Raw genomic sequence first — 21,925 nt, forward strand, 5'->3', positions numbered from 1 at the left:
GCTAGTGGCCGGTTTCTGCCTTCTTTAAGTTGCGCCGTCAGGTGTCGGCTTGAATCCCTGCTCAGCTTGCATACTACGGTAGGTCTCAGAGTTTCGAAATAAGCCCATATAGAGTTCTGCCTTGCGTTTTCCTGCGCCGATGTGGGTCTCTCTTCCATCAATTTCAACAACCACGCCGGACGCAGATTCCTCATCATCCCAATCGCTGTCATAAGATACGGAGGTAATTACCCGTCCGCTTCGAGCATAGAAGGGTATCCAATAGAGTCTCCGCACAAATCGAACGCTATCTGACGTTACTGTAATTTTGCAGTCGAGTCCACATGCCAAGACTGCATAGGCAGCCGTACAGATCAAAAATGCATCGACACTCATAAACGGAGGTCCAAGCGTCGCTCCCCCTGGGATAAAAACGATAAAGAAAATCCAGAACATGGCAACTCCGTCTCTTGCCTTGAAGCTGAATAGCGTCACATCCGATTGTTCAACATTCATATTCAAAAGCGCGCCTCTCGAGCGCCATGTTGGATGACTGGTATTGGCCGTATCCGGCCTATAAGCAACGATACCATGTTGTCCAAATGAAAATCCAGTAAATTTCCACCTCACCTTCCTAACGCCGCCGATGCTCTTTAGACGCATAGTAGAGTTCCATTCAGGAGGTCTATCATGGAATATCAAGCACAATTTTTGGGTCAACCTACACCATGGAACAAAGGCAAATTAGTCGGGCAAAAAGCGCCGCTGCGCGTAAGCGAAATCTGGGCAATTCGCGTACGCCTAGAAATCTACCGGAGAGTGCGTGACTTGGCGCTCTTCAACTTAGCCATCGATAGCAAATTGCGTGGCTGCGACTTGGTCCAGTTGCGTGTCAACGATGTATGTCAGGGAGGGCATATAGCAGCGAGGGCCATTGTGATGCAGCAGAAAACGAAGCGACCTGTCCAATTCGAACTTACCGCAGGAACCAGGAAGAGCCTTGGGGAGTGGATTTCGGCCGCAGGTTTACGGCACGGCGACTTTCTATTCCCCAGTCGGATTTCCGAATCGCCGCATATTTCAACCAGGCAGTACGCGCGCATAGTTCACCAATGGTTCGACGAAATCGGATTGGACCCGACGGCATACAGTACACACACGATGCGTCGGACGAAGCCAACCCTCATCTACCGTCGCACAAAAAATTTGCGGGCGGTGCAGCTATTGCTGGGCCACACGCGCTTGGAAAGTACGGTGCGCTATCTTGGTATTGAGGTTGACGATGCGCTAGACATGGCCGAGCAAACCGATGCTTGAGAACAAGGGCGACGCCAGCAGTCGCCCCGAAGCAGACATAGATCTGACGCATTCGACATATGCCACCGCAGCCGATTAAGCGTCGTGATAAACAACGCCGTATGTGTCGAACATAGCTCCAGCTAGCTCGACCATGCTTAAGCCGCTGCGCTCCCAAAAAAACAGAAAGTATTCCAACTTGTCGTAAGGTGCTTCAGCGTCCATGCCGTGCAGCGCACAAATCGTGGTTCTGATACGCAACACCTCAGGGTCATCCGACATATCGCGTCCTCGGATGGTCTCCCAAAGCCTCACCCGGACAGCTATGGCCTCGCTATCCGTTGCCGCGCCCTCAAGATATCGTTTAGCAGCCAAAACAGAAGACTGCGCGGTAACGGGTAGACATTCGATTACCCGGGCCAGGGCGTTAACCATAAAGCGTTGAGCATCACCGTGCTCTACCGGATCATCCAGATCAACGGTGGATGAAATAACATCAAAAGGATCACGGTGAGACATGCTGACTTTCTGAGTAAAGCTTAATTGGTCAATTGCCGACTGTCCGCTTCATGGCCGATTTCAGTCATGCTGTTACCTTAGCTATTTAGTCTCCAACTCCTTACGAGCGTTCGCAGCGCTATCCAAGAATGGAGCAGCTAACGCACGCTCTTTTGGAAGTTCAAGCTTGGCAGCTTGTTTCTCGAACAAACTAATATTTCTAAGAGTGGCATCCCGATATTTCTGGCGTAAGACTTCAGCATCTTGAGCTGATTTTACGGCAGCCAACTCCGTGTAGAATCTTGAAGTGATCAGAACTGGCTCATATGATTGAAGCACCCGTTGAGTCTCCTGTGCTTCGAATACTGTCTGCACAGCGATGTTGCGAGCCTCCCCAAAACCCGCATAGAAGAGATATCCGCAAACGAACCCGAGGGACGTAGAAAGTCCAAGCGCAACTATAGTTGAAACGGTTAGTTTATTCATTCTTTTCTATAAATGAACGGCTGCTCCTGGCCGGCAGCGGAATTTTTACTCAATTGCTTCGACTTCGATACCATCGGAAAGATATCGGACATTCACTTCCGAGAGACCGTTCGGATTGAACAACCACCAACGCTCGGATTCACTTGATGGCTCCAGTAGCGCAGATATCTTCAGGAGACTCGATAGCTGTCCAAGAACCTCGTTTTGAACGATTTCTCGGGCAGTCTCGCGACGCCAAGAGATGAGAAATCCTTGCTCGAATCCCTCGGAATAGCAGGAAACCTGAGCGAATGCGCTTGCTCGTTCCGTCAGTAAATCTGTTGATTCAACCAGCACTCCCATCAAATCTCCGAGCAAACGCAAAGCCAAACCCTCATCAACAGCTGGGTACACAAAAAATTGGAAAGACTCAATATCTGACATGACGTTGCTTTCACCCCTTTATAAAGCCAGAGTGCTGATGCTGAACCTCCGGTCTTGGCCGGTAGCGGCACCAGAGCATAGCGGATTGCCAAGCAGAAAAACTCACACATTGTCACGCTGGAGCAGATCACCGTTTCGGGGCGACGGCCTCTTGCCATGGCATTCCCCGAATTTTCAGTTCGACAACATGCTATGCTGGCGCGACTGGCCGTGAACGGCCATGAGCGGACTCTGAAGCATTAACCGAAACCGACCTTTTAACTCGGGATAACGAACGATCACACTAATTATGGGACTAATCCGTGAATCAGCAGCAGGCCTAAGAATTTTCGGTGACGAACTCCAGCCGGCGGAAATCTCGCGCATGTTGAAATGCGAGCCAACCCAAGCAAGAGTAAAGGGAGAAGTGATCAAGTATCCATCTGGAAGGGAGCGAACAATTACCTGCGGGAGTTGGCTCCTTACGGCTAAGAGCACGGAGCCGGAAGACCTTGATGGTCAGATCAAATGGTTGATGGCCAAAATGACTGACGATCTTATGGTCTGGCAGGCCCTGACCTCTTCCTATGATGTGGATATGTTTTGTGGCGCGTTCATGCAGAGTACGAACGACGGCCTCTCGATCAGTCCGGAAACCATGCTTGCTCTTGGTTCACGAGGAATCGAGTTCGATCTGGACATCTACGGTCCTGACGACGATAGCGATGGCGACGTTTAGCTGAACAACGACTTTGAACTTGAGAGGTCAATCTGTAAACGTCCGCTTTGGGGCGGAACCTGCCGACGGCCGCAACCGGCCAGTTACAGACGTTCGTGGTCCTCAACCACACTGACCTACATTAAAAGCTGCATTGGCTCACGTGTCCCTTCCCCAATCTCCACCGACTCGCCGCAATATAGGCACGGGTCGTCGCAATTGACTCGACCGCCACCAGGCCATCACCTAAGGTCAAGGCTTCCCTATTTCTGGACCTTCCATGCGTGTATTGCTTGCTATTCGTTGGGTGATTGAAACGCTACAATTGCAGAATTGCATTTCTGGAAACCCAGCGTGAAAGTCGAAACCCCTTTGCTCGTTCCCGTGCTGGCCGCACTGCCGGTATCGGCCTGCATGGTCATTCTCGGCCTGCCCGCCGTCAGTGATCACTATATCGTAGCCTTTCGTACGCTGTTTCTGGTCGCCTGTCTGCTATGGCTTGTTCCGCTGACGCTGCTTCAGCGGGCCATGTGGCGTCGCGATTGGTCCTGGCTGCGCATGGGATCGATACTGCTGGCGACCACCTATGCCATGGCGATTACGAACGCCTTTCTGGGACAGAGCTTTGGGATCGCGATCGGACGGGAGACGGGCTACCAATGGGAATATCTGGCACGGGGCCTGGACAGCTGCTGGCTGGCGCTGGTCGCGTTCTGCGCGGTCCATGCGGTGGCGGCCTATTACCTGTCGCTGCAACAGGTCCGGCTGCATCTGGCCCAGGCGCAAAGCGCGGCCCGCGATGCCGAGTTGCGTGCGCTGCGCCTGCAGGTCAATCCGCACTTCCTGTTCAACTCGCTTAACGCGATCTCGGCGCTGGTGTCGGCCCAGTCCAACCGTGAAGCCAACCGCATGCTCGCGTGCGTGGCCGACTTCCTGCGCGCCACCCTAGTGCATGATGGCCGCCACGAGCACGCGCTGGCCGATGAACTGGCCCTGCTCGACGCCTACCTGGCCATCGAAAAAGCGCGCCTCGGCGAGCGCCTGCGCCTGACGATGAAAACCGGCCCTGGCCTGCTGGACAGCGTCGTGCCTTACCTCGTGCTGCAGCCGCTGGTCGAGAATGCGATACGCCACGGTATCGCGCCGCTGGCCGTGCCCGGCCAGCTCGATATTCTGGTCGAGCGCGCCGGCACGCGCCTGCTCATCAGCGTGCAGAACGACGGCCAGCCGTCGGCGCAAAAGGGGGCGGCATCGGCCTGGCCAACGTCCGGGAACGCCTGCGCCACCTATACGGCGCGGAGCAAGCGGTGGATGCAGGTTGGCATCCGGACGGCCGCTTCCACGTGCAGATTTCCATGCCGCTGCGCGGCATCGAGGTGGCGGCATGAGCATCAGGGTGGTGATCGTCGACGATGAACCGCTGGCCAGGCTGGCGGTCAAGGTCCGGCTGGCGCAGCGCGGCGCCTTTGAGCTGGCAGGAGAATTCGGTGACGGCGACAGCGCTTACCAGGGGATAGTGACACTCAAGCCCGACCTGGCATTCGTCGACGTCGAGATGCCGGGCAAGAGCGGACTCGACGTTCTGGCCGCACTGCCGCCGGCGCAGCGGCCGATGGCGATCCTGCTCACCGCCTACGAAGGCTTCGCCCTGCAAGCGTTCGAACTGGCCGTCCTCGATTACCTGCTCAAGCCGGTCGATGACGAGCGCTTCGACGAAGCCCTGGACCGCGCGCAGCAGGCGTTCCCCTACCGCTGCCAAAGTCGTGCCGCAGCACCGGCGGCAACGGCAATGCGCAGCTTCAGCGTGCGTGTGGGGGCGCGCACGGTGCTGGTGCCGGTGGCCGACGTCGAACGCATCGAGGCCGACGGCGACTACGCCTCCCTGCATGCGAACGGCAAGACCTGGCTGGTGCGGGAGCGCCTGCAGAACCTGGCCATGCAGCTCGATCCGCGTCAGTTCCACCGCGTGCACCGCTCATCCATCGTGCGGCTGGACATGATTGCCGAACTGCGTACGCTGACCAACCGGGACGCCATGCTGCGCCTGCGCGACGGCACGGTGCTGCGCGCCAGCCGCTCCTACATGCCGGCGCTGACGGAGGCGCTGCAACACCTCAACGCAAAAACCGATCCGTAGTCCAACCTGGAGGAACGTATGTTAGGCAGCAAGAAGCTTGTTTCAGCGGTCGTGTTGGGTGCGCTGTGGTCGTTGCCCGCCCTGGCGGCGGAGGACACCGCGCTGAGCGCGTCCGATCGCGCCGCAATCGTGCAGACGCTGGCGGCGAAAATCAACGCGAATTACATCGATCCAACGCGGGCCGAACAGGTCGGCGGTGCGATCATCAGGAAAAATGCCGAAGGAGGCTATGCGGCCGCCGCCAGCGCGACGGCGTTCAGTGCGGCGCTGAAGAAGGACTTGCGCGCATTCAGCGGCGACATGCATTTCAGCGCCGGGCGTTACGAGGGCTTCAGTGAGCCCAGCGCTACCGAGGAGCCGCCGAGCCGCGCCGAGATAGACGAATGGCGTAGCGCCGCCGCGCGGCGCGGCTATGACATCGAGAAGATCGAACGCCTTCCCGGCAACGTCGGCTACATCGAGTTGCGCCGCTTCGCCGGCGTGGAATTTGTCGGCGCGGCGTACACGGCAGCGATGTCGCTCCTGGCGGGCACGGATGCGCTGATCCTTGACCTGCGCCGCAACGGCGGCGGCGACCCGGCAAGCGTGGCTTACCTGATGAGTCATTTCCTCTCGGCGGGCAAAGTGCACCACCTGATCGATATCTATGATCGCCCGACCGACACGACACGGCAGATCTGGACGGTGCCGACGTTCACGCAGCGTTACGACAAGCCCGTATATGTACTGATCTCGGCTCGGACAGGTTCCGCCGCCGAGGACTGCGCCTATGACTTCCAGGTGCTGAAGCGTGGCACCCTGGTCGGCGAAACCACCATCGGCGCTTCCAATCCCAGTAGCTGGTACAGCCTGGGACACGACATCGCGGTCTCGATCCCGACGGCGCGCACGATCAATTTCGTCACTAAAACCAACTGGGAGCACGTCGGCGTGAAACCGGACGTCGCCGTGCCCGCAGCGCAGGCGCTGCAGGCGGCGCATGTCGCCATCCTGCGCAACCTGGTGTCATCCGCAAAGAAGGGCGATGAGCGCACGCAATTGCAACGCCTTCTCGTCATGGCGGAGAAGGGAGAAACCGAGAAGCCAGTCTATATCCTCAGGGGCGAGCGTTAGTCGATCGGCCTTGCCATCCTGGAAGCCGTCACGAACGACGGCTTCTGCGACTAATTCTTCCTTGTGGCTCTCTCTTGTGCCGCTGATTTGATGGCGTAGATGCGTGGACTGCCACCAGTCGCCAAGATCGCAGGCGCACAAGTGCGTGATGAACACCTGCCTGTCCGTTATGAGCGACGAGCGGACAGCATGTTGCGCTTTTCCTGGCGCTCGCAGGCCTTCAGAATGAGTTCCATCTCATCGATATTGAATGGGGCGGCCTTGAACTTGCTGACGCGCTGGTCGCGCGGCTGCAGCTTGCCCAGCTTGATGCTGTCGAAGGGATTGGACTCCGGGTCGCCGTCGGTCACGCCCAGTTCGATGGCGTTGCACATCGGCGTCAGGGTCAGCTGGATGGTCTTGCTCTTGCCGTTCAGGCCCATGATCCACTTGCGCAGGTCGCGTGTCCTCAGTTCCGCGGCCGGCTGGACTGTTATGCGGCGAAGACATGTAGCGCTGGTTTTCTTTAATTCGATGTTTACAAACAGTATTTCTGCTGCGTACTACAGGCCTTAGTTCAAGAAAATTCTTCCGTAAATCGTAATGTGCGCATCGCGCCACCGATAGCTGGAACTCGCGACAGTACCCGGTCCCAGCGCCGTACCTGCACACCATGACATTGCCGCTCATCACGCACTATGGTCGTGGGAGCAAGAAATGTAGCCACCTCTTGGGTGGCTTTTCATTTCTATGCTGGATTCTTGCTTCGCCGTACCATGAAACCCAGGAGGGCGAGCCCCGCCAGTAGCATGCCGTAGGTTTCTGGCTCAGGGACCGGTGTAACCGTGCCATCGTTGACGTTAAATGCTTGAATCAGCGTAGTGGCGTTGTTGGACGGGTTTCCCCAAAGAAAATGAATTTGGCCCGTGCCGGTGGGATTCAGCTGAGCATTACGCCACTCTACTCTAAAAGGAGTGCCGGAGAACGTAGCGGCGGCCAAGACATCTGGCCCAAAGAAGATCCACGTATAGTTGGGAAGTCTGTCGCCGTACCCGCCAGTGTTACCGTCCTCTGCTGGACCTCCTGCAGTAATGAGATTTCCGGTCAATAAGTTGCGGGCGATGTCCGTACTTGAAATATCTCCGGAGTACAGGACGGAAATATAGTCCGCGGCATAAGGCCCCGTTGGCGCTGTGTATCCGCTGAGGTCGCCAGTTGCTGTGAAGGTAATGGAATGGGCCGTGTAGCTCACGTCCGTGATAACTGCAGTGGCCTGGGCAGTGCTGATTTGTGACGCGAGCAAGACGAGTAAAGCAATGATTTTTTTCATAAGGTTCCAGAGCTTTCATTTTAATTGCTACAAAGGCAATTGCCTGTTGCAATTATAGTAATGAGGATTGGCATTGTCTAGAATTATAAAAATGTTATTTTTATCTGAGGCGTTTCTGCACGCAAGACAAGTGGATCGCTAAATCGCTGCGGAATCAGATAGCCCAGCACCCATCGAATAACGGCGTGCCCGGTGCACCAGCAGGCTGGGACCAGGCCGAGCTGCCATGTTGCGCGCTGCCGATCACCCGCACTGGGCTATCTGCCTGCCGTGGTGTCGTACCGGCGCCCGCGCGCTGAAGAGCTGGCCGTGTTGCACGCGGGTGCTTCCAGCGCGCTGTGGGGGCAGGGCGCGACCAGGTTGCCTGTCAATTTGAGCGTCGAAGGCGCTGGAGACACTACATTTAGTAGGTCGCAAGCAAAAGTGTCAAAAAACACGGGGATGAGACCGCCAGAAATACTGTCAAACACTACATCTAGTAGCTCGAAATGCAGAAAAGCCGCAATTAAGAGTGTGCCGGCGTGACCGGCCCCATGCTGATTCTGGTCGAGCAGCACGATGGGGCGACGGCCAGTTGCTGCCGTCTCATCATTCAGTTGCAGATGCTCGTCTTGGTGCAGGTAACCGGCGGGCGTATCGTCACGTACGTCGGGCGTGCCGCCGCGATCCACTAGTTGATCGGAACAGTCAAGCGCAAGTCTTTCCTATTGGCGCAAGTTACCTGGATCGCCTTTGGTGAGAGCGTCCTGGTTCAGGCCGAACCATGATGGCGAAAGGTCGGCAGCGATTGGCCGATGAGCGATGGCGATATTGTCACAGGTCCGTCGTTGCGCTTCCCTCGGGAATGACGAGTACAAAATCGTAGCCCTGAATCATGCCTTGGACACTGCTGTTTCCATTCGCCAGGGTTTTAGCCGATCCCAACAAGGGGCGCACGTCGAACAATGACCATTCCTTGTGCTCGCTCGCCGCGGCGAAGAAGGGCAATACGCCAGCCATGGCGGACTTGGCATCGACTTTTTCGATTTCTGTTGAGGCCGACGCGCGTGCAATGCCGGCAAATTGCGCCTGCTGGCCTTTGGCTGCCAGCACCAACACATGCAGCGATTTTTGTCCGCGGCCTTCCGCATATTCAGCCAAATAATTGCCGACCTCGCGGCTACCGGCACTCAGCGGGTTATAACCCCGGAATACATGAATGGCGCCCGCTTTCAGCAACATGCGCTGTGCAGGCGCAAGCGTCAAATGGCTGGCCACATGCCGCTTCATTAGCCTGGCACGCTGTGTATTGGATAAATATCCTTGTCCCGGAGTCATGTTTTTGCTGTAAATGCTGCGACTTTCAATCAACGCATTTAACATCGCCAAGGCGGGCATGTCCTTGGGTGTCGTGAGCAGCTTCTGTAACGCGAACAGTTCTTCTTCCTTGATTTTCACCATGAAAAGCTCGCGCGGGTCTCCGTTCTTTGACGCGCGGCTATAGTCGTCGCTTTCAAGCTTGCGGAAGGCCTCGATTTTTGATTTCGCCAAAGGACCAAGCGGTTGCTCAGCCATCTGGTCGAGCAGGTATTTCGAAGCGCCCATGAGTTCCTGATCCATTCCCACCAATTGGAACGAGGGTCCGGCAGCTTTGGCGATACGGGCCAAGAATTGCGCCTCATCCTGCCATTTGTAAAAAGCGGTAGCGACCGGATAGGCCTTATTAAATGCTGCTATGCCAGCGACGCCATTATCGGACTTCAATGTCTTTTCCAAGGCATCAGCAACAGCGGGCCCATTTTCGACAATCAGCGTCGTAAATCCTTGACTGGCCAATTCTTCAAAATACGCCGCTGAAAAATGCGCAATTTCTGCAATGCCATGGTCCTCGCCGATGAGCACGAATTGGCTTTCCAGACCCGCGTCCATCAATGCTGCCGCGCCGGAACCAACCATCTTTCCATGATCGAGTGCGATCGTCGTGCGCAGGGCAGCCAGGCGGTCTGGCAAAGATTGTGGCTGATCCGCCGACAATGCAGGCATGGCCAAGCTGGCCAAAATGATAGAAATAATTATGGAACGAGTTTTTCGCATTATTTTTCGCAAGAATTGTGTTCTGGTCGGCGATTTCAATCGCGGTGTATCAGCATGCTACGTGTAATCAGGGTGGGCTGACCTTGAAGGATATTTTCCTTTTATGGATTTTCCATATTGGCTGGAAGGAAGAATTTGCCAATGCTACGGTAAATCAGGTGACGCGACAACTATCCTGACGCAGGAAGAGTTGATAATTTTTTGCAAATGGTCGTGTGGCAGGGCCCTGCCGCCATCCAGCAGACGCCATGACCGTAGTACAGCGTAATGGGCGGGCCAAGCCTGATCACGAACTGCGCAAACCGGCTGACAGCCTGCCGGCCAACTGCCTGACGTGCAGATGACGGTAGCGGGCGGTTGGCAACACCAACCGCCGCCAGATGCTAATGCGACAGCACCGAATCGCGCGACCTGTGTCCCAGGTAAGGCAACAGGCTGATCAGGCCAAGCACTGCCAGCGCGACACCGATCCACAGCGGGGCGCGCAGGCCGTAGCCGGCGGCGATGCCGAGGCCGCCGAGCCATGATCCGGCGCCCAGGCCGATGTTGATGACGGAAGTGTGCACCGTGTTGACCAGCGGCCCTGGATGGGCGGTCCCCATCACGCGGGCGATGATGGCGGGATTCATCGACATGCCGACCAGGCCTGTGACAACCAGCAAGGCGACGCTGATGGTTTTGTCGTGCGCAAAGATGGCGAACAGTGCCAGGCTGATGCTCAGGATGACCATACCCCAGACCATGATGACGGTGGTGTAGCGGTCCGCATAACGGCCGACTACGGCATTGCCCACCACGTTGGCGACGCCGTAGACGCCCAGCAGCCAGGGGATAGCGGATGCCGGAAAGCCGGTAATTTCCGTCAGGATGGCCGCGAAGTAGCTGAACGCCGCAAAAATCGCGCCGATGATGAGGCCGCTGCTGGCATACGCTGCCCACAGGTGGCGGTTGCGGAATTCCCCCAGCTCATTGCCCAGGCTGACGACGTCCGACGGCCTGGTGCGCGGCACCAGCACGGTGATGAGGGCCAGGCACAAGAGCGCCAGCAGTACCACCAGCCAGAAGCTGGCGCGCCATCCCAGGTGTTGGTCGATGAGCGTGGCGACGGGGACCCCCACTACGGAAGCGAGCATGAGGCCGCCGATCACGACGGCCGCGGCGCGTCCGCGCGCGTTGGGGCTGACGATTTCGGCACAGATCGCCAGGGACAGGCCAAAGCAGGTGGAAGCGGCCACGCCCGTGACCACCCGCGCGATGGCCAGCATGTCATAGCTGGTGGCCGACGCGGCGACGGATTGGGCAACGATATAAAAGCCCAGCAGCCACAGCAGCCCCTTCTTGTTCGGCACGCGCAGCCTGAGCAGGGCGATGGTGCTCAGCGGGCCGCCGATGACCATGCCCATCGCGTACAGCGAGATCAGATAGCCGATCCGTGTCACCGGTTCGTCCATGGCCAGGGCCAGCGACGGCATCATGCCCGCCACCATGAATTCGGATGTCGTTAACGAGAAGATCGTCAACCCCAGAATGTAAACAACCAACGGCATATCAATATCCTTCAAGAGTAAAGACTAAAACCCTCGCCAGGCGTGGCGCGCGCCCTGGCCGCATGCGGCCCTTGCACGCGCCACGCCCTGGTCAGGTGTTGCAAGACGTAAAAACGCTGTCCGGAATGTCGCCGACAAACAGGTTGGGGAAGTCGCGCACGGACAGGTGCTGCGGGTCGTTGCCGGTTACCATGCGCAACAGGCGGTTGCCGCCGGCCTCCAGGTAAAAGACCGATGACGGCTTGCCTGTTCGCTCGACTACCCAGGCATCCGCCTCCTGGCCCAGCACGGTGTGGCGCCCGTCGTGGCGCGCACTGCCGTCAAGCAGCACCGCCTGCGGCAGGAACAGTGCATGGAACGGCGTGACTTCATCGGCCAGCGCCGTTGCCTGCAGCTGCTCGCCAGTTGCTTCCGCTTGCCTTGCGTACGCCACTTTCTGCTTGCGACTTTGCTCGCGCCTGGCGTCGCCGATTTCCGACATCCACAGCAGGTGTCCATGGACCTTTTCCGGCCAGGGGTTGAACAGGCCGTCGATGCGGCAGATGTTGCGCGCATAGTCGAACCAGCAATAGCCGGATGTGACCTGGTCATCGTCCTGCATCGGCGTCCAGTAGGAGATGTAGGCGCTGCTCCATTGCATCGGCAGCAGCGGCGGGGCGACGTGTGTAGACATGGCGGCTCCCTAGCGGCCCAGCGCGTAGCCAAGGCTGGCCATCAGCGCTTCCTGTAGCGACGGCAAGTCCTTGCGGCGCGCGTCGAAGCTGGCGGTCAGCTCTGCATTGCTCAGTCCGATACGCTCGCCCACGCTTTCAAACCACAGGCGGCTGCTGTTGGCGTGGTCCTTGAACAGTTGCATCAAGGGCACGGCGCGGGCATTGAAGCTGTCCAGGGCAGCGGCCGTGTCGGCTTCCGTATCGAGGATCTTGACCAGCAGCAGTGCTGCCACCACCGCCATGGTGGTACCATGGCCGATGGAAAAATGGCCCGATTGCAGCGCATCGCCCAGCAGGACGAACTTGCCGTCGCAGGCCCGGTCGTGGCTGAGGGTCATGAAGTTGCGCCAGCCCTGTCCCGGTTGGCTGAGCAGTTCGTGCTCGCCGAGTTCGGCCTTGAAGGTCTTGGCGACATACGCGGCGGCATCGCGCTCGGAAAGCGCTTCCAGCCCGGCCTTGGCGTACGTTTCTTCGCTGCATTCGACGATAAAGGTGCTCATCGTGTCCGAATATTTGTAGGCATGGCCGATGAAAATGCCATGCGCATTGCTGCGGAACACCAGGTTCATCTGGTCGAACAGCTGGGTGGTGCCATACCAGATGTATTTGTTGCGGCCGAAATCGATGTGCGGCGCCAGCGCTGGCGTTAATTCCAGCGATTTGTAATTGACGCCGTTCGATACGACCACCAGGTCGTACTCGGCTTCCAGCTGCGCCGTGTCCGCCGGCGGCGTTTCGTAGCGGATGGCGATGCCGGCCGCCACGCACTTGGCGCGCAGGGCTTGCACCAGGGCCTGGCGCCCGACGCCGCACAGGGTAACGCCCGTGCTCATCAGGTTGGGCTGGTCGTGATGCACGAGCTTGAATTCTTCCAGAAACTGCGGATTGAGCCGTTCCGGCTGGTCCAGGTAAGAAAGCGGGTTGGCGGGATGGCGCGGCGGCCGTCCCGGCAGCACCACGCCCCAGCCCAGCACTTCTTCCGGGGTGTTTTTTTCCGTAATGCTGATATTCCAGGCGGGCTGGGCCTGTTTCATCTGGCTGGCGAAGAGCAGGCCAGCGGGGCCTGCGCCGATGACGAGAATGTTCATTAGTTGACCCTCCCAAGTTTGTACCAAACGTTTTGCTTCTTCTGGATTTGCTGCAGTTCATCGTAAGGAATCGATGTAAAGAACAATTTATCCGCCATGTCCGGCGGATAAATACGGGGGAATTTCTGGTGCATGAAGCGGTTGTAGCGCGTCTGCAGGAAGAAAATCAGGCTGGGGTTGCTCAGCGCTTCGTAGTTGGCGATCGCCATATCCTGCATGGCGTCCGCCTGCACCTTGCGCTGCTGCGTGAATTCGGCCAGGGTGGGAGCGAGCGCATTGCCGTGCTTTTCCAGCAACGTGGCGAAGATATAGCTGTCTTCCAGCGCCATGTTCATGCCCTGGCCGAGGAACGGGGCCGTGGCATGCGCCGCATCGCCGATCAGCAGGACGTGGTCCTTGTAATGGAAGGTGCTGGAGCGGACATTGATGAGGTCATTGCTGGGCAGGGCGATAAACTGGTTCACCATCTCTTGCCGGCTGGCCGCCGGCAGCTTGTCGTAATAGCGGTCGAAGAAGGCCGCCATGGTTTCCCGGTTCAGCGTGTTCAAGCTGGGTGTGCCGGAATAGGGCAGGCAAATGACGAAGCTGATGCTGCCGTTCGGGATGGTGGCTGCGCGGCCGGCAAACTGGCCCTTGGAATCCATGCCGAAGAAATACAGCAGATCCTTCCTGAAACCCAGGCCCTCCGCATTCGGCAACACGAGGGTCTTGTAGCCATGGCGGAAGAAGCTCTGCTTGAACTCGAAGCGCCGCATGCCGCTCTGCATGGCGCGCCGCACCGCGGAATGGGCGCCGTCGGCGCCGATGATCAGGTCGCCATGCAGCTGCTGCACGGCACCATCCGGACCCTGGATCAGCACGACTTTCCTTTCCAGGTCGACATCCAGGCATTTATGCTCAAAGTAGTATTTCACTTCGTGCCTGGCGGCGTAGGTGTTTAACAGGCGCTGGAACGCGGACCGGTCCAGCGACAGCGGAAACAGGCCTTCGCGCAGGCTCAGTTCGCGCACCTTGAATTTGCCGCCGACGGAAAACGCCATGCCCAGGATACGTTCGCCGCACCGCTCCAGCTCCTGCCTGTCGATGCCGGCGGCCAGCACAGCCTTGACGCCGCGCACGGTCATGGTGACGCCGATGGCGCGCGAGTTGACGGGATCGGCGGTTGCGGACGCTTTCTGCAGCGGATCGCCCCGTTTTTCGACGACGTGGACGTCGTGTCCCCGTTGCGCCAGATAAATGGCGCTAAGGCTACCTGCCAGTCCGCCGCCGACGATAATGATTTTATGCATTTCAGGCCTCTCTTGACATCTTTCCCCGAGATAAATCGGTTAGTTGCTGATTAAAAAACTCCAACATTTCTATCGGCGCCATGCCGATGACATCGCTCTCCAGGCTGCGCGCGTACTGCGCCAGCGCCAGGCATTTCTGCGCCAGCATGTCGCAGCCCTGGCTGTAGTCGCTGCTGACCCGGCTGCTGACGGGCTCGGGCACGGGCGGCCCCGCATGGCGGCCAGGCAGGCCGGACGGCATGTTCATCAGGGCGGCGGACAGGGGGCGCAACAGGCCGGTCATGATGTCGATGGACGCATTCATCAGGCGCGAGCGGCGCAGGCTGCCCAGCGGCTGCTGCGCGAAATGGTGGGCCATCAACAGGAAGGTCAGCTCGTAGCAGCCTTGATACAGCTGCATCAGCGCGCGGGCCTTCCCGTCGGTCACCACCGTGCAGTCCGCGCGCGCTTCGAGCACGGGATTCTTCAGCGCCGGCAGCGCCGGCTCGAACGGCTTGCCGCAGGCGGAAAACCTGCCGGCGACGACGCGCAGCCGCTGGAAGTGCGACGAGGCGAAATGCGGCGAATCGACGGCCACGCCTTCCCCCTGTTCGGTGACGAAGTCGATGGCGAACAGCGCACTGTCGCGGCCGGACACTTCCAGCTGGTAGCCGGGATAGGCGCGGTTGGTCAGTTCCTTCAGGAACAGGTGGTGTTCGCCGCCGCGCTTGCCGCCGCCGCTCTCGAACAGGCCGGGCAGCTCGGCCAGCGCCCGGCGGATCGCGATATAGAAGGTGGCGATGGACTTGCCGGGCGTGGGAATGTAGTCGGGCCATTCGAAACGTACGAAGCGGGCCAGCACGTGTTCGGAAAAAGGCTCGAATGCAAATTCCGTGTCCAGGCCGAATCGCCGGCGCGCCTGCTGGCCCAGTACCGGGGTGCCGCTATGGAACGGTTCCCCAAGCGCCATCAGTACATTGTTCACTAGCAGGTAGTGAATCATTTCTTCATGGGCGATTTCCAGCAGCATGCCGCGCGTGCCGCTGTTGCGGCGCCGGTCGTCGGTGCCGCAGGCCAGTTCCAGCTCGGCCGGGAGCCAGCGGCCGGCCTGCACCAGCGCCGCTCCCTGCGCATAGTTGGGAATGGAATACGCGGCATACAGGTATTGCAGCATGAGCGACAGTTCCAGGTCGATGGCCTTTTTCAGCTCTTCGATCAATTCTGCCCTGCAGCCGATGACATGCGGCACGGCCGGTTCCGGCACCGCCGCCCTGGCCTTTGCCTCGACCTGCGTCAGGTATTTCAGGAACAGGCGCGACTTTGGCAGCGACAGTTCGCGCGTGCTGGGCATGTAATAGCTCTTGTCGCGGTTCTGCGGATCGCACATCTGCCACATCAGGCGTGAATACGTTTCGCACTTGCACTGGTCCGCCAGGCTGAAGACCTTGTCCGACATGAATGGATAGACGAGCTCGTAATAGCTCATCACGTGCCGGTACAGGAAGGCGTAATCGACCTGTTCGGCCGGCACGTCGTCCAGATGCCAGTCGTCGGGCAGCACGCGCACGCCGAGGTACTGTTTGTGCTTGCCTGTGCCCAGCGCGATGCGGGTCGCGCCCGGCTGGCGCCCCGTCAGGGTCAGCGCCGTGTAGCCATGCCCGAGCGGCGACGGCTGCTCGCGTATGGCCAGCAGCGCGCCGTCCTCGGCCTGTGCCGGCAGGGCCGCAGGCGCCGCCAGTTCGCCGCGGTAGCGGCTTTGCACGGTGATGGTCTGCGGAAAATCCTCGTGCTTGCTCCCGTTCGGCGCTTCCAGATACAGCTGGTTGCTGTCCGACTGCAGCACCCAGTCGGCTTCGTCCCACTGCGTCAGCGCGTTGCCCAGGCTGAGCGAACCCGAAGCCGTGCCGGCGTGCTGCAGCGGCACATCGAAGACGCCGTGGTGGCGCCAGTAATCGCTGTACAGCCGTTCGGGGATGCATGCCAGCAAGGTGCCGGCGCCGTCATGCAGCAGCAGGTCGCCCAGCGTCTGCTTGCCGCCCAGGGCGTGCGTGGGATGCTGTTCCGAGACGGCGCCCGCGTCGCGCGTGGTGAAGGGGATGGCGGTCGGCATGTTGAACGCAACGCGGTCCGCATGCACTTTCACCAGCACCGGCCCCAGGCTGCCCTGGCGCGGCTGCAGCAGGCGGCCGGACGGATAGGTGGCCAGCTCGTCGCGCCGCCACAGGCCGATGCTGCCGGCCAGGTCGTAGAACACGGGCGAGTCCGGTTTTTGCGGCGTCGACATGTTGAACAGCGCGTATTGCACCGTCAGGCCCAGCACCTCGTCGTCGTCCAGCGCTTGCCGCAAGGCAAGCATGCTGGCCGGCAGCGGCAGGTCCCCATTGAACAGGAAATGCGGGTCTTGCTTTGCCACCGAAAACTGGAACAGCCTGGAGCGGCCAAAGTCCTCGTCCAGGAAATGCCCGCTGCGCTCCGTGATGTGGCCGCTGCCGAGCCAGCGCACCGAGTGCGCCTGCCCGATGTCGGCCGTGAACAGCGTGGGCGTGTTGGGCGTGGCCAGCTTGTCGCTCAAGGTGAACTGGCCGGCGTAGATCAGCGTGGTATCCGGCCGGGCCGGGTTGTTGTCGATCCACCTGGCGCGGTTGAAGGTCGTCCGCAGGTACTCGTTGTAGTGGCCCCACAGGGCCAGCTTGGCGCCCACCAGCGCATCCTGCGTATCGACCTCGCCATCGCGCAGCTGGACGCCCGTGATCCTCGCGTTTTCCCACGAGAAATGGTTGTTCCCGCAAAAATTATAGCCTGCCGCCTGGCTGAAGATGCCCTCCGGATCGGGCTTGCCCTCCGCATTGAAGCGGGGGGCAAGCTGTTTCAGGTGCGCATGGAATTCGGCTGGCGGCCGGTTCAGGTCGACAGGCTCGCCCGCCATCGATACCGCATTCGTGGCGATATCGATGTTGCCGTGCGTATTGCGGTTCCCCGTCGGCACATTGGCGCGGGCAAATCCCCGAAAATGCAGGCGGGGGAAGTCAAGTAGGCTCATGCGCGCTCGGTCGAGGAAGTGATGAAGGTATCGTTGGCAGCGGCGACGTCTTCCAGTTGATCCAGCCGTTGCAGCAACAGGCCGCTGGCCTGCTTGGCGCTGATCAGGCTGCCTTCCATCCAGCCGCAATGCGCGGTATAGGCATCCGAGCAGGAAATGATGCCGTCCTGGTGCAGCAGCACGGCCGGGTGCTCGGCCTCCGGCTCCACGCAAAACTCGACGCCATGGGGCCAGAACTTGTGGAAGTGCGCCTTGATCGGCGGCAGCGGCTGGCCATCGAGCGGCAGGACCTCTTCCAGGTGGCGGCGGACACGCTCCAGGTACGCGGTTTCACCGAGTTCCAGGCTGTCGCGCCAGTAGGTGGCGCTTTTGCTGTCGTTGTAGAACAGCACATACTTGTCGCCCTTGAAGTAGATCTTGCGCAGGGGATTGGCCGCCATCAGCACCTTGTCGGTCAGCCCCAGCGCGTCCCACCAGGCCGTGTCGAACGTGAGGAATCCCTTGAACAGGGGCAGCGAGTCGTACTGGAACGGACTCCAGGCGTTCGGGAAATCCAGGTTCAGGCGCGGCATGGCGGACGGCGGGATGGTCATCACCAGATGGCGTGTCCGGTGCATATGCGTGTCGCCCTGGTGGTTGAAGGCGAGCACGTGGTGGTCGTCGCCGGATTTCTCGACGGACAGCAAACGGTGCTCGAGCCGGAATTCCACGCCGGCGGCCTGGGCCCGGTGCTGCAACTGGCAGAGCAGCTCGTGGTAGCCATCGGTGGCATAGCGCCACTGGTTGGCGGCATTTTCCGTAAAGTGCTGCGTTTCCGGGTGCTTCTTGATGATGTCGTAGGCCATGGCCGCCGACACCATCGGCAGCAGCAGGGCGTCATAGCCGGTCGCCTTGATGATGTGGGTGGCCTTGGCGGTGCCCAGGTAATGGCTGATGAACTCGAGGAAGGAGTCGTTCGGATGCTCCTTCAGCATCGGGCTCAGGCCATGCAAGGTTGCCTTCAGTTCTTCCAGCACGCTGTCGTGGGAAATGACCTCGGTGAACGGATAGACCGCATGCGGCAATCCGCTACCCTGCATCAGTTGCTGGAAATGCGGATGCAGCTGCGGCGAGTAGCGGGCTGCGCCGAGTTCGGCGATTTCCTCGCCATCGATCTTCCGCGACTGGATGCGGCCGCCGACGGTGGCATTCAGGTCGAATACCCGGATGCGCAGTTTCCTGTTGGCGGCGGCCTCGATCAGGCGGTTGGCACAAGTCAGGCCGCCGATGCCGGCGCCTACGATGCAAATGTCAGAATACGTGCTCATACGAAATTCCTTTTTAACGTTCATTAATCAAAAGCTGCAAAATCGCTAGCAAAAGTTTCCCCTGCACGTGTAGGCAAGGGAGGGGGACGCTGCGTGTTACCGCACTTGGCAAGCGCTATCGGCTGGGGAATGAAGAGCCTGGCGAGAACTGGCGTTGTTTCTGGAATGGTCGATTCTTGGCCGCAGAGTTTCTGTTTCAAATCAAAGATGGCACCGACAGTAGCCCAGGCATCGGGCAGTCAATTTGATAAATATCAATGTAGTTGTCGTTTGCGGTGGCGCCGCTGTGGACGCGGCGACGCTTGCGGACCGCTTGTGCTGAAGTGCCGGATCGTGACGCTTGCCCGTGGCGCCGGCGTGACGGCGCGCCTGGCGTGGCGGAAAAGCGCGATTGCACGGGGCAGTCTGCCGGGCCGTGGCAGCGGGGAAGGCGCGGGAATGAAATGCGGAAGGTGGAATGCGGAATGTGGTGGGGCTTCTGCCGCCACTGCACTGGTCGGTCAGGCAGCAGTCATGGCGGGCGTTCCGCCGTGTGCCGGTGGCGGCAGGGCCGGCAACGGGGCCTGCCGCCATCGGCGGTGGGTTGGTCTACTTTTTGCTGTTATTTTTCACGCGATTGATTTTGCTGCCGGCGCGCAGCGCACGCCGGCAGCCGCTGCCCGTCAAAAATCCACGGCGGCAGACAGTTGCAGCGTGCGGGGCGCCGACTGCGAGATCGTGCCGTACGAGGCCACGCCGGCCCAGTAATGGCGGTCGAACGCGTTCATCAGCCCGCCGCGCAAGGTGGTCGCCTTGCCGGCGATGGCCGTGCGGTAGCGCAGGCCCAGGTCCACCTTGGTCCATGATGGCACCGACTGCACGTTCGCCTGGTCCACATACTGCTTGCTGGTGTAGCTGACGGCGCCCGTGGCCGTCAGGCCGGGCCAGTAGGGCAGGTCCCATTCGCCGCCCAGGTTGGCCATGGACGTGGGGACGCCCACGGGGCGCTTGCCCATGGTGGCGGCGCTGTTGGTCTTTACCAGGCGCCCGTCGAGCAGGGTGATGCCGGCCAGCAGGCGCACGGCCTTGCTGGCGGCGCCGGACAGGTTCAGTTCCAGGCCCCGGTTGCGCTGTTCGCTGTCCATGCTGTACACCTTGCCATACAGTGCGCCGCTGGGTTTGCTGACCTGGAACACGGCCAGGGTCGCCAGCACCACGCCCAGGTCGGCCTTGGTGCCCACCTCGTACTGCTTGCTCTTGTACGGGGCGAAGACCTGGCCCGCGTTGTCGGCGATGTTGGGCGCGATATCACCCTTGCTCAAGCCCTCGATATAGTTCGCATACAGCGACACGTTGCGCAGCGGCTTGACGACGATGCCGGCCAGCGGCGTCAATGCCCCCTGCTTGTAGCGGGTGGTCAGCGCGCCCGTGGTGGCGTGGTAGTTTTTCGATTCGACCAGCTGGCGGCGCACGCCCAGGGTCAGCTGCACGCGCTGGTCCAGCATGTCCAGGGTGTCGGCCACGGCCAGGCTGGACAGGGTGGAGGCGGACAGTTTCGGCGCGCGGACCGGCGCGGCAATGCCGGGGTCGGGCACGGCCACGGGACGGTAGATGTTCGAAGAAATAAGCTTGCCGGAATTGCTCACGCTGCCAAATTCGTCCTGGTAGACATTGCCCATCACGACCAGCGCATGCTCGATGCCGCCCGTGCGAAAGCGCGCGCGCACGCCCGTGTCCGCGCTGGCGCGGCGCACGCGGAATTTCCAGTTCATGGGCGTGACCGTCATGTCGCCCGCCGCGCTGGTGATGGTGGGTGTCTGGTCCGAATAGCGCGAGACATCGGAACGGGTGCCGCCCACGTCGGCAAACACGGTGACGTTGTCGTTCAGGTCGTATTCGACCTTGCCCAGGGTGGCCAAGTCGTTGGACTTCCACCAGCCCCAGGACTGGGCGATATTGCGCCGGCCATCGGGCGCTGCCGGCACGGGCAGGCGCGCGGCCACGAGGAAGGGGCGCGTGGGCGCGTCGATCCACTGGTATTGCTCGATCACGTCGAGCGAGGCGCGCAGGCGCTGGCCCTGGTAGTCGAGGGCGACGGCCGCCACTTCCGCGCGCGAACGCTGGTGGTCGAGCGGCGTCTTGCCCTGGCGGTGCAAACCATTGAAGCGGATGCCGAAGCGCCGCTCCTCGCCGAAGCGGCGGCTGACGTCGATGGCCGCGCCCAGCTGCGCGCTGGAACCGTAATCGACGGTCAGCCGTGTCAGGTCGCGGGGCAAGGAGCGTTTCGGCACGGCGTTGACGACGCCGCCCACGCCGCCATTGGGCGACATGCCGTACAGCAGGGCAGCGGGTCCCTTGAGCACTTCCACGCTCTGCAGATACTCCGTGAACAGGTGGTAGTTGGGCGAGACGCCGTACACGCCGTCGAATGCCACTTCGCTCAGGTTGCCCTCGTTGAGGGGAAAGCCGCGGATGAAGAAGGAATCCGTGACGCCGCCGATCTGGCCCGTGAAGCGCGTGGACGGGTCGCCGCCCAGCACTTCGGCCAGGGTCAGTGCCTGCTGGTCCAGCATGCGCTGGCTGGTGTAGCTGTTGACGCTGAACGGCGTATCGAGCAAGTCTTTTTCGCCCAGCATGCCGGCACGGGCGCTTTTGGCGATCTGCCCGCCGGCGTCCGCTTCGGCTTGTCCGTTGACAAGCACGGTGGCAATTGGAGTGGAGGCATCGCTTGTCACCTGGGCGATAGCCTGCGGCGTCACGCTGGCAACGAGCAGGCCGGCGAGGATCAAACGGGTGGTGAGATGGGGAAGGGCGAGTCGGGAATGGGGAATGGGCATCAGGGGCAAGCGTATAAAGTTGATAGGGAGGAATTGCACTCAGGGCATTATAAATGAGAATCATTAAGATTTATAAAGATTAAATATCCATTGCTGCCACGATCGCGTACATGCCGCGCGCATACCAGGAGGGCA

The 21,925-nt window shown here is 60.1% G+C and carries 20 protein-coding genes; 6 read left to right on the top strand and 14 right to left on the bottom strand.

Annotation, left to right across the window (positions count from 1 at the left end; translation table 11 throughout):
- Nucleotides 1–24: 24 nt before the first annotated feature.
- On the bottom strand, nucleotides 25–642 hold the full coding sequence (locus tag GCN75_RS03670) for a hypothetical protein (protein ID WP_152281399.1): 618 nt from the start codon (nucleotides 640–642) through the stop codon (nucleotides 25–27).
- A 27-nt stretch (nucleotides 643–669) separates the two neighbouring features.
- Between GCN75_RS03670 and GCN75_RS03675 the strand changes: the two genes are divergently transcribed.
- A complete protein-coding gene (locus tag GCN75_RS03675; protein ID WP_152281400.1) occupies nucleotides 670–1,296 on the top strand; it encodes a tyrosine-type recombinase/integrase in 627 nt (208 codons plus the stop codon).
- Between the two features lie 75 nt (nucleotides 1,297–1,371).
- Here the strand turns inward: GCN75_RS03675 and GCN75_RS03680 are convergent, their stop codons facing one another.
- The 3 genes from GCN75_RS03680 to GCN75_RS03690 all read right to left on the bottom strand — a co-directional run bounded on the left by GCN75_RS03680 (nucleotide 1,372) and on the right by GCN75_RS03690 (nucleotide 2,682).
- On the bottom strand, nucleotides 1,372–1,794 hold the full coding sequence (locus GCN75_RS03680) for a hypothetical protein (RefSeq protein ID WP_099667459.1): 423 nt from the start codon (nucleotides 1,792–1,794) through the stop codon (nucleotides 1,372–1,374).
- An 81-nt stretch (nucleotides 1,795–1,875) separates the two neighbouring features.
- A complete protein-coding gene (locus GCN75_RS03685) occupies nucleotides 1,876–2,259 on the bottom strand; it encodes a hypothetical protein (protein WP_152281401.1) in 384 nt (127 codons plus the stop codon).
- A 45-nt stretch (nucleotides 2,260–2,304) separates the two neighbouring features.
- Nucleotides 2,305–2,682, bottom strand: a complete 378-nt coding sequence (locus tag GCN75_RS03690; RefSeq protein WP_152281402.1) for a hypothetical protein — start codon at nucleotides 2,680–2,682, stop codon at nucleotides 2,305–2,307.
- 289 nt (nucleotides 2,683–2,971) lie between these two features.
- Here GCN75_RS03690 and GCN75_RS03695 point away from each other — a divergent pair, with 289 nt between their 5' ends.
- The 4 genes from GCN75_RS03695 (at nucleotide 2,972) to GCN75_RS03710 (ending at nucleotide 6,629) form a co-directional block, all read left to right on the top strand.
- Nucleotides 2,972–3,400, top strand: coding sequence for a DUF4279 domain-containing protein (locus GCN75_RS03695; protein WP_152281403.1), 429 nt, complete (start codon nucleotides 2,972–2,974; stop codon nucleotides 3,398–3,400).
- Between the two features lie 333 nt (nucleotides 3,401–3,733).
- Nucleotides 3,734–4,795 carry a sensor histidine kinase gene (locus tag GCN75_RS03700; protein WP_226941061.1) on the top strand — a complete coding sequence of 354 codons (1,062 nt, stop codon included), beginning with the start codon at nucleotides 3,734–3,736 and terminating at the stop codon, nucleotides 4,793–4,795.
- A complete protein-coding gene (locus GCN75_RS03705) occupies nucleotides 4,764–5,516 on the top strand; it encodes a LytR/AlgR family response regulator transcription factor (protein ID WP_152281404.1) in 753 nt (250 codons plus the stop codon). The genes GCN75_RS03700 and GCN75_RS03705 overlap by 32 nt, the downstream gene beginning before the upstream one ends.
- Before the next feature lie 18 nt (nucleotides 5,517–5,534).
- Nucleotides 5,535–6,629: a S41 family peptidase gene (locus GCN75_RS03710; RefSeq protein ID WP_152281405.1), complete on the top strand. Its 1,095-nt coding sequence runs from the start codon at nucleotides 5,535–5,537 to the stop codon at nucleotides 6,627–6,629.
- A 167-nt stretch (nucleotides 6,630–6,796) separates the two neighbouring features.
- Here the strand turns inward: GCN75_RS03710 and GCN75_RS03715 are convergent, their stop codons facing one another.
- Together GCN75_RS03715 and GCN75_RS29500 are read right to left on the bottom strand one after the other, a co-directional pair.
- Nucleotides 6,797–7,051 (bottom strand): hypothetical protein, encoded by a 255-nt coding sequence (locus GCN75_RS03715; protein WP_152281406.1) that lies wholly within the window; start codon nucleotides 7,049–7,051, stop codon nucleotides 6,797–6,799.
- 305 nt (nucleotides 7,052–7,356) lie between these two features.
- Nucleotides 7,357–7,938: a PEP-CTERM sorting domain-containing protein gene (locus GCN75_RS29500; RefSeq protein WP_226941063.1), complete on the bottom strand. Its 582-nt coding sequence runs from the start codon at nucleotides 7,936–7,938 to the stop codon at nucleotides 7,357–7,359.
- Nucleotides 7,939–8,471: 533 nt separating this feature from the next.
- Between GCN75_RS29500 and GCN75_RS29095 the strand changes: the two genes are divergently transcribed.
- Complete coding sequence (locus GCN75_RS29095; RefSeq protein ID WP_193317369.1) at nucleotides 8,472–8,612, top strand: hypothetical protein; 141 nt, start codon at nucleotides 8,472–8,474, stop codon at nucleotides 8,610–8,612.
- Nucleotides 8,613–8,751: 139 nt separating this feature from the next.
- Here GCN75_RS29095 and GCN75_RS03730 read toward each other — a convergent pair whose 3' ends face one another.
- The 8 genes from GCN75_RS03730 to GCN75_RS03765 all read right to left on the bottom strand — a co-directional run bounded on the left by GCN75_RS03730 (nucleotide 8,752) and on the right by GCN75_RS03765 (nucleotide 21,790).
- Complete coding sequence (locus tag GCN75_RS03730) at nucleotides 8,752–9,960, bottom strand: TraB/GumN family protein (RefSeq protein WP_152281407.1); 1,209 nt, start codon at nucleotides 9,958–9,960, stop codon at nucleotides 8,752–8,754.
- Nucleotides 9,961–10,394: 434 nt separating this feature from the next.
- The gene (locus GCN75_RS03735; protein WP_152281408.1) at nucleotides 10,395–11,558 is read right to left on the bottom strand and encodes an MFS transporter; all 1,164 of its coding nucleotides are present in this window, start codon (nucleotides 11,556–11,558) and stop codon (nucleotides 10,395–10,397) included.
- A 91-nt stretch (nucleotides 11,559–11,649) separates the two neighbouring features.
- Nucleotides 11,650–12,231: a violacein biosynthesis enzyme VioE gene (gene vioE, locus GCN75_RS03740; protein WP_152281409.1), complete on the bottom strand. Its 582-nt coding sequence runs from the start codon at nucleotides 12,229–12,231 to the stop codon at nucleotides 11,650–11,652.
- A 9-nt stretch (nucleotides 12,232–12,240) separates the two neighbouring features.
- Nucleotides 12,241–13,359, bottom strand: a complete 1,119-nt coding sequence (locus GCN75_RS03745; RefSeq protein ID WP_152281410.1) for a tryptophan hydroxylase — start codon at nucleotides 13,357–13,359, stop codon at nucleotides 12,241–12,243.
- Nucleotides 13,359–14,648 (bottom strand): FAD-dependent oxidoreductase, encoded by a 1,290-nt coding sequence (locus GCN75_RS03750; protein ID WP_152281411.1) that lies wholly within the window; start codon nucleotides 14,646–14,648, stop codon nucleotides 13,359–13,361. The genes GCN75_RS03745 and GCN75_RS03750 overlap by 1 nt, the downstream gene beginning before the upstream one ends.
- 1 nt (nucleotide 14,649) lies before the next feature.
- Complete coding sequence (vioB, locus tag GCN75_RS03755) at nucleotides 14,650–17,667, bottom strand: iminophenyl-pyruvate dimer synthase VioB (protein ID WP_152281412.1); 3,018 nt, start codon at nucleotides 17,665–17,667, stop codon at nucleotides 14,650–14,652.
- Nucleotides 17,664–18,974, bottom strand: coding sequence for an FAD-dependent oxidoreductase (locus GCN75_RS03760; protein ID WP_152281413.1), 1,311 nt, complete (start codon nucleotides 18,972–18,974; stop codon nucleotides 17,664–17,666). Before GCN75_RS03760 ends, vioB begins: the two co-directional genes overlap by 4 nt.
- Nucleotides 18,975–19,636: 662 nt before the next feature.
- On the bottom strand, nucleotides 19,637–21,790 hold the full coding sequence (locus GCN75_RS03765; RefSeq protein WP_152281414.1) for a TonB-dependent receptor: 2,154 nt from the start codon (nucleotides 21,788–21,790) through the stop codon (nucleotides 19,637–19,639).
- Nucleotides 21,791–21,925: the final 135 nt, after the last annotated feature.

This window comes from Janthinobacterium violaceinigrum (assembly GCF_009208555.1).
Lineage (GTDB): Bacteria > Pseudomonadota > Gammaproteobacteria > Burkholderiales > Burkholderiaceae_D > Janthinobacterium > Janthinobacterium violaceinigrum.